The organism is Halorubrum sp. C191 (assembly GCF_002727095.1).
Lineage (GTDB): Archaea > Halobacteriota > Halobacteria > Halobacteriales > Haloferacaceae > Halorubrum > Halorubrum ezzemoulense.
In genome coordinates this window covers 18,739-32,374 of record NZ_NHNZ01000025.1, presented here as the reverse complement: position 1 = coordinate 32,374, position 13,636 = coordinate 18,739, and the positions used below count along the sequence as shown (strand labels likewise).

Below are 13,636 nucleotides of genomic sequence, written 5' to 3'. Positions count from 1 at the left end.
GCTGGTCACGATAACAAGTCTCGTTTGAACGCTGCCACAGAGGCGTATCGCTCCATCTTTGCTGTTCTCAGCGACTTCAGCAGGACTGTGGACAGTCCTTCGGGGATACCGGTCACGACGTCTCGCGTGTGAACGGTCCCGTCGTCGCGGGTCGGCGCGGCGCCCGTCAGTAGCTCGTGCCCGATCATACCGAGCCCGTAGATGTCGGTCGCAGTGTCGACCCCGCCGAATCGGTCGGGAGCGACGTGTTCCGGTGCCGCGTACGAGTCGGGTATCTCGGAGAACGTAGTCTCCGGCCCGAACACTTCCCGCAGTCCCCAGTCGCTGACCCGCGGAAAGGCCCACGCGTCAGGGTCTTCGACGGCGTTGACCGCAGTAATCACGCCCGGCCACATCGCACCGTGAAGCACGCCCGCAGCGTGTGCGTACTGAACCGCGTCGGCGATCTGTAACAGAATCCACCTGGCTTCAGCCGGTGAGACCGGCGTCTCTCTCTCGGTGAGGAGCCCCAGTGCGCCCCGCTCAGAGACGAGCCACGGTACGGGGCGCGTTCCAGCGTCGACGACGCGTGCGACAGCGTCATGATCGTCGATCCGACGCCACCGCTCGATCGCGTCCCGAAAGGCGTCGTCATGCATACCGCTGGCGATCACACCCCGGCGGCACGTCGCTGTGAATTCGCGCCCGCTCGTCGCGAATTGGATGCGCTCGGCGTCTGAATCGCCGGCTGCTTCAGCAGCCTCTCTTGACCTGTGTTCGGTCAGCGATCGGTCGAGTCGGGGTGGCTTCGCAGGGGGCTCGTTTGGGGGATGTCCGGGCGTCGGCGACGCGTCCTCGCCGTCCGCGGAGCCGGTCGACTCCTCCCGGCCCGCCGCGACGGCGGGTTCGGTCGGTGAGATCGCTTCGTCCCCTTCGTCCGCGATCACTGACCCGCCGGATTCGAACTCGGGGGGTTGATAGCCGGCGACAGTCCGGATGGCAAGTGACTCGTCAATCAACCCGGCTTCGACCGCCCCGTCGATGATCTCGGCGACCGCCTCCTGGTTGTGGTCATCGAGCACCGCGAGAGTTCGAAGCGCGACCGACCGGGCCGCTGGATCGCGAAGCGCTCGTCGGAACCGTCCGGCACAGGCGTTGACGAGTTCGGGCGTCTCCGCGGACACGAATCGAAGTGCCCACGACGCGGCTCGTTGAACTTCCTCGTCGTCGTGCTCGAGCTGCGCCACGACCCGCGCGGTCCGCGCGGCGTCGAACGATTCGGGATCTGTGAGCGCCGCCTCGAGCAGCTCGTTCGGGTCCGGCGTCAAGTCCGTTCGGTCCATGATGATACTCTACCCAACAGCACGTCGTCACGTGGTCTGCTCAACCTGAGAGAGTCACGCTAATAAATCACGCTACATCACCCACGGTCCGCTCGATCTCCACCAAACGACTTCGGGGGTCGAAGACCAAGGTGTACCGAGATGAGTGTTCCGCCCGCTACTGTCGAACGAACCTCCGGCGACCCGTTGATCGTACACGTCAGTGATATCCACGGCTACCTCACGGACACTCGAAGCGCGCTGCTCGCCGTCGGTGACTCCGGGCAGTATCCGGACCTCGTACGGGCCGATGAGTCTGACCGGCTCCACTGGGCGGACAACGATTACGTACTCGTGGTCAACGGCGACGTGATCGACCGGGGGCCGGCGAACGAGGAGTGTCTCGAGATGGTCTGGCGACTCCAAGAGGAAGCCCCGCCCGGGCGGGTCCGATACCAGTTAGGGAATCACGAGTTGGCTATTCTGCTCCCGTCGTTCGTCCGGTGGCCGGGTGCGTATTCCACCGGCCTCGACGCGGCGGACCGGCGCGAGTTTCTCCGGCGAGCCAGCGAGGGAACTGTCACGGCCGCCTTCGAGGGATATCAGTATCGCTACAGTCACGCCGGACAGAACGAGCCGTTCGACGTGACGAGGGTAAACGACGTAGTCCGGAACGCCGCGAGCGAGCTGTTGGCCGTCGACGGCGACGACAGAACGGTACAGAAGCGGCTCGAACGACGACACGGCCGCGTGTTCGCCCTCGGCAGCGACGGCGGCCGCGGCCCCGATGCCGGGCTCTGCTGGCTGGACTTCACGCACCTGGACCCGTCGGCCCCACCACAGATCGTCGGCCACACGAAGCGAGTTGACCCCGTTCGGAACGGCAACGTGGTCTGCGGGAACATCATCCGGATGAACCACCGCTCGGCAGGGGGCGAGGGCGTCCTGATCGAGAGCGCTGATTCGCTGGAGGTCGTCCGCCGAAAACCCGACGGGTCCGTCTCCGTCTCATCGGTCTGACCGGCGCGCGCCGCGCTGTAGCGAGCGATCGGCGCAGGTGGACCCGCTGCGTCTGTGCGTGACAACGCCCGCTGCGGCGACTGCCCAGTTCTACCGGTGTACGGGGCGAGCGCCGCGACGCGCGGCCCCGAGACCGTCCACGGGGCCGAAAGCGTCGACGGTGCGTTTCGGATACGGCTGAAGTGATCAGTCGTCCCCGATGGTGGCCTCAGCGTCGTCCGGTTCAGGTCCCGGTTCGGAGCCGCCGGGGTCCGGCGTCCCGCGAACGTCGCCCGCACGCCACGTCCCGCGTCGGAACCACAGCCACGCGATGACCGCCCCGGCGACGTTCGAGGCGAAGAACGCGATCCAGATGCCCCGGACGTCGGGCTGGCCGAGGAACCACAGGTCGGTCGGGAGTATGCCCTGCGAGGCCACGTAGGAAACGGGCAGCCGGATGACGGCGAGCGCCGTGATAGAGATGGCGGCGGCGATCAGGGTCTTCCCGGCGCCGCGGAAGCCGCCCGTGAACGCCCGCTGGATCCCGATGAACCCGAACGAGAGCGCGACGTACCGGAGGAACTGCGCACCGACATCGAGCACGGCCGGGTCGTCGGTGAACACCGAGACGATTGGTGTCGGGACGAAGAAGATGGCGACGCCGACGACGCCGAGGATCCCGAACAGTCCCTTCGCGGCCACGTAGTTGGCCTCCTGTGCGCGGTCGTACTTGCCGGCCCCGACGTTCTGCCCGGTCATCGTCTCGACGCCGCGCGCGACGGCGATCGCGGGGAGAAAGATGACGGAGAACACCCGCGTTCCGATACCGAACGCGGCGACGACCGAGGTCGAGAACAGCCCCACGACAATCAGCAGGGCGTTGATCGAGAGCGCCCGACCGGTCCCCTCGATCGACGCCGGGACGCCGATTCGGAGGATCTTCCGGAGATACTGGAGGTCGGGCTTCATATCGGCGACGTTGATCTGAATCCCCCGCGTTCCCGACAGCATGATGTAGAGGCCGACGAGCATCGCCAGCGCCCGCGAGAAGATTGTGGCGATAGCGGCGCCCTGAATCCCGAGTTCCGGGAACGCGATCGGGCCAACCGCCCAACCGTTGATCAGGAACGGGTCGAGGATCACGTTGATGACGACCGTCCCGAACATGACGAGCATCGGCGTGATCGTGTCGCCCGCGCCGCGCATCAGCGAGATGAACACGAAGAATCCGAACATGAACGGCAAGCCCAGCGCGACCACCTGCATGTACGCCGTCGCGCCGGGGAGGACTTCGGGCGAGGCGCCGAGGAACGCGAGGAACTCCTCGACGAACGGATACCCGATCGCTCCGAAGATGACCGAGGCGATGAACGCGAACGAGACCGTCTGCGAGGCCGCATACTCGGCTTTTTCCGTCTCCTCGGCGCCAGTGTGCTGGGCGACGAGGACGCTCCCGGCGACCGAGAGCCCCATCCCGAGCGAGATGAGCAGGAACACCATCGGGAACGCGAAGGAGATGGCCGCCAGCGCCTCCGTCGAGTACTGGCCGAGCCAGAACGTGTCCGCCAGGTTGTAGGCGGTCTGCATCAGGTTCGTAATGACGATGGGAAGCGAGAGGAAAAACAGCGGTTTGACGATGCCGCCCTCCGTCAGGTTGAGCTCCTCTTGGCCTTTGAAGAAGCTCACGCGACCACCTCCGATCGGGGCTGCCAGCCGAGGTGGAGTTCCAGCGTGTTTTCGAGCATCCGACGCGTGTCGTCAAGCGGCTCACCGAGCGCCACGTGTCGGGCGTGTGCGCCGTTGATCGTCGTCGTGACGAGCCTGGCGACTTCGTCCGGGTCAGTCTCGGCGAAGTGTCCGCCGTCGACACCGTCGGCGACGATCTCCCTGACGACCTCGCACACGATGTCGTCGAGTTCGAGGAACCGTTCCCGGTACAGTTCCTGGAAGGGTGCTTGGGCTTTCAGCTCCATCATCGCCACGGGGAAGCCGTCGGCGGCGGGATCCGACGGTGTGAAGGCGTGGTCGAGGAACGCTGTGAGCCGGTCGCGCGGGTCGGTCGCCTCGAACGTGAGTTTCGTCTTGAACCGCTCGATCAGGTCGTCGAGGAACGCGTTCAGCAACTCCGCTTTCGTGTCGAAGTGGTAGTGGATCGCGGCGGTGGTCATCGACGCCTCGTCGGCGATTTTCTGTACCGTGAGGCCGGCGTACCCGTGCTCACACAGCACCGAATTCGTCGCGTCGATGATCTCGGATTTTGTCTCCGATCCCATTTCGTTCTGTCTCAACTTACTAACTGATTAGTTAAGGGCCTTCTGATGCGACGGCGGAGCCGAGGAGTCGGTCGCTGCGACTGCGAGAGTCGAGTGGATCGGTGTCGTGTGCGGTATCACATCGCCGAGGCCGACCTTCGGTGTGATCCAGGACCCGGCGCCGACCGGCGGAGCGGCTAGAAGCGCGTCCGGTACGCTGTCGCCGTTGAACTCCGACGGCGCTCGACAGACCGGACCGCGTCGTACGCGTTTCCCGTCGATCGCGTTCCGCGCGTCACCCAGGCTACTCACCGGCGGCGTGACAGAAACCGTGTCAAACTTCACGTCGTGTCGCCGCAATCGTTCGCTCGACATGAATCCGGAGCTGATGGGGGTGGGGGTCGCACTGAGTCTCGTCGGCGTCGCGCCGGTGGGGACCTGAGCCTCTCCGGGCCGAGGCCCCCGACCACCCCGCTGGGGCCGGTGGGACGGGCGCTCCTCTTTGCCGGCCTCGCCGGGATACGACTCAGTCTCGGCCCCGATCGGTGAGTCCCGCCGGTCGTCTCTGGACCGGCGTGAGACGGGCCGCCCGGTCGTCGGGAGGTATGTGTCGAGAGCGGACGGACTACGCACCCGGCGAACGCCCCTAACGGCGAAGTGACTCACTGTTCAGCGGGGACCCACCGGTGAAGTCTCGGCCGACGGTCGCGTGGGCCCTCGGAGTTGTCGGGCAATAGATCGAAGCGAGAACCGAACGAGTGCTTGTGTGTCTACGACACATTTCTGCCGAATGTTTAATCCAGCTAACCGCGAACTGGTGGACGGAAAGAGAGTCCCACGCTCCCTTTCCCCCCTAATGACCGACAGCTCGGCGCCGCTCGGACAGTGCCCGAGCTGCGACCGCGAGATCCCCGCGGCGTGGAAGATCATTGAGTACGACCACGGGGACGGGAATACGGGTGTCTTCGCGGAGTGTCCGGACTGCGATGCGGTCGTGAAACCACGGTAGGCCGGTCCGCTCCCTCGACGTAGTCGGGGAGTTCCGGTCTCGGAGACGGCTTGGTCTCAGATCGCGACCTCACAGACGCGTCTCAGAGAAATGGAGTGGCCCCCTCGCCCGTGTGTGCGTGAACGATAAAAATCGGCACGTCGTTCATAACTGGTCCCGTTAGCTTATGTACAATTCGCACAATACAGTCTCGACGCCGGCGAGACGACCGGCAGAGATGACCTCACCGTGCGACGATCGACGCCGCGGGACCTCGCCGTGACGGAGACGAATCTCGCCAACGACGAGAAGAGTCGCCGGCGCACGGGATGAGCGGGCCTGTTCAAGCCGGTGGTTCCAGTCGCCCTCCGTTCCAGCGCACCGGCGGATTCGTGACTTCCGGGTCGACCGTTAGCCGCTGGGCGACGCGATGACTTCGGACGACATCACCGCACCCAAAGCGCTACTCGACGTGCTCTTGGAACAGGGACTCGGGGTCGGCCTCCATTTCTGCCTCGACGTCAGCGGACAGTTCGCCGACCGAGAGTTCGTCGAGCGCCTCCTTGAGCTCCTCGGCCCGTGGGAGGGCGAGTATTTTGCAACTCACGGCGTCCCCAGCCGTTTTAATGAGGGTGTCGAACCCGAACACGTACTCCTGCGTCGTCGCGAGATCCAGCATTATCGGATCGACGATAGCCGACGCGAAGTCGTGGACGAACTCCGGAGGGGTATGCTGGTTCGACGTGCCGAGCACGTTCGCCCACCCGTCGACGAATCCGCTGATCATGATATTGCTGATCTCTTCGATCGCGCTCTCGTGAATTCCGTCGAATCCGTCGGTGACCGCTCCGGTACCCATCGCCTCTGCGATTGTTTCGGCGGAGGGCTCGTCGAACAGGACAAGGACGTAGCCGGTGGGGAGGCCGGTTAGCTTCGCAACGACGCCCACCTGCTGCTCGTCACCGAGTCGCGGTCCGATCTGTTCGACCTGAAGGAAGCTCATGCGGCTGACCGTAACCGACGTGTCGATCCCGGTCATCATCGTTATGCTGTCGCCTGCGGTGTCGCCGCCCTTCGCGGCCATTCGGCTGAACACCTGGAGCTTGTCCAGCGGTATCGGCGTCGACTCGCTGGTGAGCCGGGTATCGAGAATATGCCTGAACGACGCCTCCTCGAGGAATACGTACGTCGTCGTTTCGACGACTGCGCTCGACGTTTCGAACGTAGTGTTCACCGTCAGCACCTGATTCGACGCCTGATCGATCGGCGTCGCGTCCGGGATGATGTCCGTCCCGCCTCCCGTCAGGTACGTCGGTGGGCGCTGATCGATAGCCTGGTTCAGATAGTCCGCCCACCCGTCGATGAACCCGCTAAGCATGATGTTTCCGAGTTCCGTGAGCCGCGATTCGAGACCGATCGCCTCGGCGCAGTCACCGGGAAGGCTCTTCGCGAGCGTCCTCGCGCCCGCCTCGTTGAAGACGAGCAGTGCTGTCCCAGCGATACCCCCGGAGAATTCGCTCGAAATACCGATGAGATCCTGATTGTGAAGGTCAGCGATGATATCTCGACGCCGGAGGAGATCGATGCTCGTCGCTTCGACCGTCGGCCGGACACCGGTCAACTGTCCGAGTGAGTTCGCGGCCTGTTTCGACCCGTCATGAGCGAGGCGATTAAACTCTCCGAGGGCGTTAACCTCAATCTTCATATATGGTATGTTAATTGACAAGGCAGCATTTTAACACTTACCCCGGCGTTCCGCACCGCGGAAGCGAACCCTGAGAGCTCCTCGAACGGTGACGCGTTATACGGGCGCCGAGTGAAGGCAGCATCGGCAACCGCAGCATCGATGAACGCGAAGCGGCCACCCTCGGCAGTTCGTTCGGAGTGACGCGTCGTCCGCTGCGGAGATTCACTGTGCGTCGGAGAATCCGTAGGCTTTCACTCTCTGAACTCCACCGTGTAGCCGTTGTCGCGGAGCGCCTCGACGAGTTCGTCTCCGCGCTCGATCGTGAACTCGTGGAACGAGTTGTCCGGGCTGTCCGCCGAGTACAGCTCCGAGTCGATGTTGTCCGGGACCTCGTTCTGATGGGTGTCCTCCTGGACGACGACCGGCTGACTGGGAACCCGGGTAGAACTGCTTTCCTCTGTCATTTGAACATATCTTGTTACAGGTGTTCGGATATTTGAATTTCGATCCGGGTTCGGATCGGGACCGGCGTCCCCACGAACGAATACGGCCGGGTCGGTGCCGACGGCGGACGGGTCGACCAGAACCGTCGACTGCGAGAGCGAGAGCTGCCGGAGCCGGTGCGCGTCACCCGACACTTTTCGTGGGGGCTCGTGTCGTGTGACGTATGGACGTTGATCGGGCCCGCGGTGTCCTCTGTGGGATCGCCTGTGGAGACGCGCTCGGTCGGCCGGTCGAGTTCATGTCCGCGTCCGGGATCCGTACCGGTCACGGGCGACTCGACGAGATGGTCGGCCACGGAACGTGGAACCAGCCCGCCGGGACGATCACGGACGACACCGAGCAGGCGCTGTGTATCGCGCGGAGCCTCGTCGAGCGGGGAGAGTTCGATCCGGCGGACATCGCGGAGCGGTTCGTCGCGTGGTACGACAGCGACCCGTTCGACATCGGCCGGATGACGATGAAGTCGTTGAGCCGACTCAAGCACGGCGGCGAGTGGGACGAGGCGGGCCGGCACGTCTGGGAACACAGCCCGGAGGGGCAGAACGCCGGGAACGGGAGCGTGATGCGGTGCGCGCCGCTCGCAGTTCCGTACGCGGCGGACCGAGAGCGACTCGTCGAGGTGAGCCGGGATTCGTCGCGGATCACGCACGCCGATCCGCGGTGTACGTACGGGTGCGGGATCCTGAACCTCACGGTGGCTGGGCTCCTCGACGACGCGGACGCGCCGTTACGGGATGCGCTCGACTACGTGGGTACGGACGCACCCGCTGAACTCGTCACGGCGCTTCGGCCGCTCGCTCGGGGAGACTCGCTCGACGACCTGGAGACGTCGGGCTACGTCGTTCATTCGCTACGGACGGCACTCCACGACGGGCTGTCCGCCGAGAGTGCCGAGGAGGCAATCGTGACCGCGGTCAATCGCGGCGGAGACGCCGATACAATCGGGGCGATCGCGGGTGCGGTCGCGGGTGCGCGGTTCGGCGCATCGACGCTTCCCGATCGGTGGCTCGACGCCGTCGGCGAGGCTGACGAACTCGAACGGATAGCGGACCGGCTCGTGGAGACGGCGTAATCCCTCTCTTGGCGTTCGACAGGGATCGGACGGTGAACCGGCGGCTCACACGTCGCCAGCGGAACGGAACGTCCGGGGGCAGGTCGTCGCGCAACGGGCGGCGAATCGGCGCCGAGTCGGCGGCCGAGGGACGCACCAACTGACTTATAATCCAGCAAAAAGTGAGTCAGGGCACGGAGGACCGAGTGTGTCACAGGAGTTTCTGATCCCGCTCGTCGCCGGCATCATCGGACTCGGCGTCCTCGCGCAGATCCTCGCCGCTCGGCTCCGCGTCCCGAGTATCATCTTCTTTCTGCTCGTCGGAGTGACGATCGGTCGACCGGGGCTCGGGATCGTGACGAGCGAGAGCTTCGGCGACTCGCTCCCGGCGATCGTCGGGCTCGCGGTCGCGATCATCGTCTTCGAGGGGGCGTTCCACCTCGAGTTCGAGCGCATTCGGCAGGCGCCCCGGGCGGCGGTCCGACTCGTCACGGTCGGGGCCGGCATCGCACTGGTCGGGACCGCGGTGGCCGTCCGAGTCCTCGAAGGGCTCCCGTGGGAGCTCTCGTTCGTGATCGGGGCGCTGCTCGTCGCCACCGGCCCGACGGTCATCTCCCCGATCCTCGAGGTGGTCCCCGTCCGCGATCAGGTCGCAGCCGTCCTGGAGACGGAGGGGATCGTCAACGACGTGACGGCGGCGATCACGGCGGTCGTGCTCTTCGAGACGGTGAACCCGACTGTCGCGGGCGAGGGACTGATTCAGGGGTTCGCGCTCCGCCTCGGAGAGGGGCTGCTCGTCGGCCTCATCGTCGCGGGCATCCTCTACTACCTGCTCCGGTACGTCGACCTGTCGCCCGGGGCCGCGCCGCGGAACGCACGGCTGCTCGCCCTCGCCGGCGCGCTCGCCGCGTACGCGGGGGCAAACCAGCTGGCGAGCGAGGCCGGCGTCGCCGCCGCCGCCACCGCCGGACTGGCACTCGGGAACGTGGACATCCCATACAAGGAGGAGATAACCGACTTCAAGGGCGACATCACGCTGCTCGTGCTGGCGTTCGTGTTCATCGCGCTTGCCGCGCAGCTCCCCCCCGCGGCGATATTCGACGTGGGGCTCGCGGGGCTCGGCGTGGTCGTCGTGGTCGCGGTGGTGATCCGGCCGCTGCTCGTGTTCGTCTCGACCGTCGGCGACCGGTTCACCTTCTCCGAGCGGCTGTTCATCAGCGCGATCGGGCCGCGCGGGATCATCCCCGCGTCGGTCGCGACGCTGTTCGCCACCGAGCTTCGGGCGGCCGCCACGGAGCTCAACGACCCCGCCCTGGCGCAGCAGGCGGACCTGCTGATCGGGACGGTGTTCCTCGTCATCTTCGTGACCGCCCTCGTCCAGGGCGGGCTGGCGCGGTACATCGCGCAGTACCTCAACGTGATACCCATGAGAGTCATCATCGTCGGAGGCGGACAGGTGGGCCGCGCGCTCGCCGAGCGCCTCGAAGACCGCGGCGAAAACGTCGTCATCATCGAGGAAGATGAGGCGACGGTCGAATCGCTCCGCAACGACGGCTTCGCCGCCGTGATCGGCGACGGGACGGACACGGAGGTGTTGCGCAAGTCGGCGCGGAGAACGCCAAGATCCTCGTCGCGGCCACCGGAGACGACGACACGAACCTGCTCGTCGCGCAGCTCTCGAAGACGAACTTCGGCGTCGAGAAGATCCTCGCGAAGGCGAACAACTCCGACAACGTCGACGCGTTCGAAGACCTAGGCGTGAGTACGATCTCGGCCGCGATGTCGGCCGCGTGGGCCATCGACAATCAGATCGAGCGACCGGACCTCGCCCACTGGATGACCGACATCGGGGAGACCGGCGACGTCCAACAGATCGAGGTCACCAACGAGGAACTGATCGGTAAGGCCGTCCGCGAGGTGGGTCCGATGCTCCCCGACGGCTGCCTCATCGCCGTTCTCAGCGACGGCGACAGCGAGTCGGTCGCGGTGCCGAGCGCGGACACGGTGGTAAACCGCGGCGACCACGTCACGCTGCTCGGTCGACGCGAGGCCGTCCGAGAGGGAATGGAGTTGGTTCAGCCCGACTGAGCCGGGCTGGGAGACGATGCGCCTCCGCGCTCGGCGAGACTCACACGGAAGAGAAGTACGACTGGCCGAACCGGAGGAGGTCGCGGTCGAACTCCTCCGGGTCGTCGACCCGGAAGTGAAAGAGTCGGTTCCGCATGTCGCCGATTTCGAGCACGAGCTCGCGGATCACGTCCTGCTGGTCGTCGAAGATCGGCTCGAACTCCGCCCAGTGGATGGAGATGAACTGGGCGTAGTGCGCGTAGCTACAGTGGTCGACTGACGCCGGCGTCGGCAGCGGGTGGTCCTCGTCGAACGTCGCGGCCAGCTCGTCTGACAGCGCGTCGCCGAACGCCCGCGCGAGGAGCTCGCGAAGCCGCATCTCGATCGACTCGATCAGCAGGAACGGTTCGAGCATCCGCTTCAGCCGCGTCAGGAGGTCGTAGTCGGTCAGGATCTGCCACGCCTCGCCCCCGTCGACGACGATGTACGTGTGCTCCGCGAGCGCGTCGAACACCGCGAGGACGGTCTCGTCCTCGCTGACCGTGTGCGCGTCCTCGACGGCCGCCCCGACCGATATCTTGTCCAGCGTCTTGTGGCCCACGTCCAGCTGGTGGAACGCGAGCAGCGTCCGGACGACGGATCGGTAGGTGACAATCCCGACGCGCTCGCCGTCGCGTTCGACGCCGACCTGCGTGTAGTCGTTCTCGAACATCCGGCGGAGGGCCGTTTCGAGCTCGAGGTCGTACTGGACGGTCCGGAGTCGGTTGTCGATCGGGAGGTCTGCGATAGTGTACATGATGCTGTCGTGTCGTCGCGGGGAGAGCTACGCGTCTCCGCGCGGTCGTGTCACCGCTCCGCTCACCGGTGACGCCGGAGTTCGGAGTCGATGTACGAGGCGAGCGAGACCCGGGTCGCCGCCGCGGCGCTCTCGCGGTCGGTCGTCGCGCGGGCGTACATCGCGCCGTTGACAGTCGCCAAGACGTGCTCCGCGACCCGCGACGGGTCGACGTCGCGGAACGTCCCCTCGTCGATGCCGCGCTCGACGATGTCCCGGATGGCGGCCGCTAACCGGTCGTCGATCCGCGTGAACTGCTCGCGGAACACCTCGTTCGTCACGGCCTGCGACCGGAGCTCGACCAAGACGGCCTGGAGCTGGCGCTGCTCCTCGTCCGGTTGGAGCGGCAGGAGCTTCTCAATGACGTGTTCGAGGTCGGCCGTCGGCTCGTCGCCGGTCTCGGTCGCGACGGTCGCTTCGAACCTGTCGACGGCAAACTCGAGAAACGTTGCCAGGAGCTCGTCTTTGGCGTCGTAGTGGTAGTAGATGGCGGCCTTGGACTTGCCGAGTTCGGCGGCGATCCGCGAGATCGACAGCCCGGCGTAGCCGTGTTCGAGCAGCGCTCGGTAGGTCGCCTCCATGATCTCCGCTTCGGCGGCGCTCCAGTCCCGCTCGGGTGCGTCGGCGGCCATCGTCACTCGTCTCCCCGCTCGTCGACCCGTCCGGTGCCGGCGTCGTCGAGGGCTTCGAACTCGGTCGTACACCAGTGACAGAACCCGATGTCCGGGTCGACAGGCTTCCCGCAGGCGGGACAGGTCGGCGATTCGTCCGCCTCCGTCGCTCCCGCCGCATCGCTCGCCCGAGCGTCGTCGGACCGACGCTCGGCGTTCGCGACGAGGTACGCGTCGAGGACGCTGATACCGGTGACGAGGACGAGCGGGAGCAGCGAGAACGGGTCCACGAGCGTCCCCGAACTCACGGCGGACAGTGTCGATTCGGGGACGAACAGGACCGTCGCGGCGAAGCTGGCCGAGAGCCACCCGAGGGCGCGGACCCAACGCCGGAGGTACAGGTGGCCGAGCCCGGTGGCCAACGTCCCCAACAGGGCGGCGAGCAGCGGATTCTTTCGGAGCGAAACGCGTGCCATACTAAATACTGAACGTTCGGTAGGTAAAAGTGCTTCGTCCGCGTCTCTGGGTGTGTGCCGAGAGCGCTTTCCGCGGTCTCAAAGTCGTCTACCTGCCAGAATCCCCGTCATACAGCGCTAGAGGCGACTTCCGAACACCGACGGGGAGTCGGCCCCTTCGACGCCAAACGCGGACGAAAGGTTGATACTTACCGAACGTTCAGTAGAAGTTACGGGCGAACTGACGCCCGCGTTCGACCAATGACCCGCAACCCCCGATCCGCCGACGAATCGACGAAACTGTGGCACGACCGCCAGCTCGCTCACTGGGACGAGTCGGCCCTCTACGAGGCCGTCACCGAGGCCGTCTCGAACGCCACCGGGACGGCCCGCTCGACGGTCGCGTCCCGGTACGACCGCGCGCACGCGGCGGCCCTCAGCCGACTGTTCGGCGAGGGTGACGGGGAGGCGACGCCCTCGACCGGGGTGGTCAAGTTCGTTCTCTCGGAGTGTGTCGTCTCGGTCCACAGCAGCGGACGGATCTCGGCCAGCCCCGCCGACGAGACGCCCGCCGCGGACGGCTGAGACGTCGCGGAGCAGCCGTGGCACCGAGTCGCTCGTGCCAATACGCTCTTTTCGCTGGTCACCCACCGGTCCGGACGGGCGACCGGAGGCGATGGTCGGCCGTTACCGCTCGACGCTGTCGGTCCCTGTTCCTGAAGGGATTTGAGGCGCCGGCGGGACCGAGACATCGAATCGTGAGCGGAGTCGGCGGAAAGACGGCGCCGGTCACCGGTGCGGGCTCGGGCATCGGCCGCGCCTCGGCGCTGCGCTTCGCCGAGGAGGCGGCGAGCGTCATGGTGGCGGACATCGTGGCGACCGAGAG

General features: G+C 65.9%; 12 protein-coding genes and 2 pseudogenes. 5 read left to right on the top strand and 9 right to left on the bottom strand.

The window, feature by feature from the left end:
* Nucleotides 1-5: 5 nt before the first annotated feature.
* The gene (locus Z052_RS01435; protein ID WP_099288615.1) at nucleotides 6-1,322 is read right to left on the bottom strand and encodes a hypothetical protein; all 1,317 of its coding nucleotides are present in this window, start codon (nucleotides 1,320-1,322) and stop codon (nucleotides 6-8) included.
* Between the two features lie 141 nt (nucleotides 1,323-1,463).
* Between Z052_RS01435 and Z052_RS01430 the strand changes: the two genes are divergently transcribed.
* Entirely contained in the window at nucleotides 1,464-2,321 is an 858-nt protein-coding gene (locus Z052_RS01430) for a metallophosphoesterase (RefSeq protein ID WP_094520666.1), read from the top strand.
* A 186-nt stretch (nucleotides 2,322-2,507) separates the two neighbouring features.
* On the opposite strand, the gene Z052_RS01425 is transcribed toward Z052_RS01430, so the two are convergent.
* From Z052_RS01425 to Z052_RS01410, 5 genes are all read right to left on the bottom strand, one after another.
* Nucleotides 2,508-3,986: an MATE family efflux transporter gene (locus Z052_RS01425; RefSeq protein ID WP_094520667.1), complete on the bottom strand. Its 1,479-nt coding sequence runs from the start codon at nucleotides 3,984-3,986 to the stop codon at nucleotides 2,508-2,510.
* Nucleotides 3,983-4,573: a TetR/AcrR family transcriptional regulator gene (locus tag Z052_RS01420; RefSeq protein WP_086216523.1), complete on the bottom strand. Its 591-nt coding sequence runs from the start codon at nucleotides 4,571-4,573 to the stop codon at nucleotides 3,983-3,985. Before Z052_RS01420 ends, Z052_RS01425 begins: the two co-directional genes overlap by 4 nt.
* Nucleotides 4,574-4,600: 27 nt before the next feature.
* A complete protein-coding gene (locus Z052_RS19605; RefSeq protein ID WP_129452406.1) occupies nucleotides 4,601-4,897 on the bottom strand; it encodes a hypothetical protein in 297 nt (98 codons plus the stop codon).
* A 1,106-nt stretch (nucleotides 4,898-6,003) separates the two neighbouring features.
* Complete coding sequence (locus Z052_RS01415; RefSeq protein ID WP_094520668.1) at nucleotides 6,004-7,245, bottom strand: chemotaxis protein CheC; 1,242 nt, start codon at nucleotides 7,243-7,245, stop codon at nucleotides 6,004-6,006.
* A gap of 233 nt (nucleotides 7,246-7,478) precedes the next feature.
* On the bottom strand, nucleotides 7,479-7,691 hold the full coding sequence (locus Z052_RS01410; protein ID WP_049931028.1) for a hypothetical protein: 213 nt from the start codon (nucleotides 7,689-7,691) through the stop codon (nucleotides 7,479-7,481).
* A gap of 203 nt (nucleotides 7,692-7,894) precedes the next feature.
* On the opposite strand from Z052_RS01410, the gene Z052_RS01405 reads away from it, so the two are divergent.
* Both Z052_RS01405 and Z052_RS01400 read left to right on the top strand, forming a co-directional pair.
* Nucleotides 7,895-8,803, top strand: a complete 909-nt coding sequence (locus tag Z052_RS01405) for an ADP-ribosylglycohydrolase family protein (protein ID WP_049931026.1) — start codon at nucleotides 7,895-7,897, stop codon at nucleotides 8,801-8,803.
* Nucleotides 8,804-8,990: 187 nt separating this feature from the next.
* Nucleotides 8,991-10,870, top strand: a pseudogene (locus tag Z052_RS01400) (cation:proton antiporter).
* 40 nt (nucleotides 10,871-10,910) lie between these two features.
* Here Z052_RS01400 and Z052_RS01395 read toward each other — a convergent pair.
* From Z052_RS01395 to Z052_RS01385, 3 genes are all read right to left on the bottom strand, one after another.
* Nucleotides 10,911-11,645 carry a CBS domain-containing protein gene (locus Z052_RS01395; protein WP_094520669.1) on the bottom strand — a complete coding sequence of 245 codons (735 nt, stop codon included), beginning with the start codon at nucleotides 11,643-11,645 and terminating at the stop codon, nucleotides 10,911-10,913.
* 62 nt (nucleotides 11,646-11,707) lie between these two features.
* Complete coding sequence (locus Z052_RS01390) at nucleotides 11,708-12,316, bottom strand: TetR/AcrR family transcriptional regulator (RefSeq protein WP_086219266.1); 609 nt, start codon at nucleotides 12,314-12,316, stop codon at nucleotides 11,708-11,710.
* 2 nt (nucleotides 12,317-12,318) lie between these two features.
* Nucleotides 12,319-12,771 (bottom strand): zinc ribbon domain-containing protein, encoded by a 453-nt coding sequence (locus Z052_RS01385; RefSeq protein WP_094520670.1) that lies wholly within the window; start codon nucleotides 12,769-12,771, stop codon nucleotides 12,319-12,321.
* 240 nt (nucleotides 12,772-13,011) lie between these two features.
* On the opposite strand from Z052_RS01385, the gene Z052_RS01380 reads away from it, so the two are divergent.
* Nucleotides 13,012-13,335, top strand: coding sequence for a HalOD1 output domain-containing protein (locus Z052_RS01380; protein WP_086219264.1), 324 nt, complete (start codon nucleotides 13,012-13,014; stop codon nucleotides 13,333-13,335).
* A gap of 173 nt (nucleotides 13,336-13,508) precedes the next feature.
* A pseudogene (locus tag Z052_RS20820) lies at nucleotides 13,509-13,628 on the top strand (short chain dehydrogenase); the annotation flags it as partial.
* Between the last annotated feature and the right edge of the window lie 8 nt (nucleotides 13,629-13,636).

Excerpts from the sequence above, each read along its gene's own strand:
- Z052_RS01435 (WP_099288615.1), bottom strand. The coding sequence starts at position 1,322 with ATGGACCGAACGGACTTGACGCCGGACCCGAACGAGCTGCTCGAGGCG.
- Z052_RS01430 (WP_094520666.1), top strand. The coding sequence starts at position 1,464 with ATGAGTGTTCCGCCCGCTACTGTCGAACGAACCTCCGGCGACCCGTTG.
- Z052_RS01420 (WP_086216523.1), bottom strand. The coding sequence starts at position 4,573 with ATGGGATCGGAGACAAAATCCGAGATCATCGACGCGACGAATTCGGTG.
- Z052_RS01415 (WP_094520668.1), bottom strand. The coding sequence starts at position 7,245 with ATGAAGATTGAGGTTAACGCCCTCGGAGAGTTTAATCGCCTCGCTCAT.
- Z052_RS01410 (WP_049931028.1), bottom strand. The coding sequence starts at position 7,691 with ATGACAGAGGAAAGCAGTTCTACCCGGGTTCCCAGTCAGCCGGTCGTC.
- Z052_RS01405 (WP_049931026.1), top strand. The coding sequence starts at position 7,895 with ATGGACGTTGATCGGGCCCGCGGTGTCCTCTGTGGGATCGCCTGTGGA.
- Z052_RS01395 (WP_094520669.1), bottom strand. The coding sequence starts at position 11,645 with ATGTACACTATCGCAGACCTCCCGATCGACAACCGACTCCGGACCGTC.
- Z052_RS01390 (WP_086219266.1), bottom strand. The coding sequence starts at position 12,316 with ATGGCCGCCGACGCACCCGAGCGGGACTGGAGCGCCGCCGAAGCGGAG.
- Z052_RS01385 (WP_094520670.1), bottom strand. The coding sequence starts at position 12,771 with ATGGCACGCGTTTCGCTCCGAAAGAATCCGCTGCTCGCCGCCCTGTTG.
- Z052_RS01380 (WP_086219264.1), top strand. The coding sequence starts at position 13,012 with ATGACCCGCAACCCCCGATCCGCCGACGAATCGACGAAACTGTGGCAC.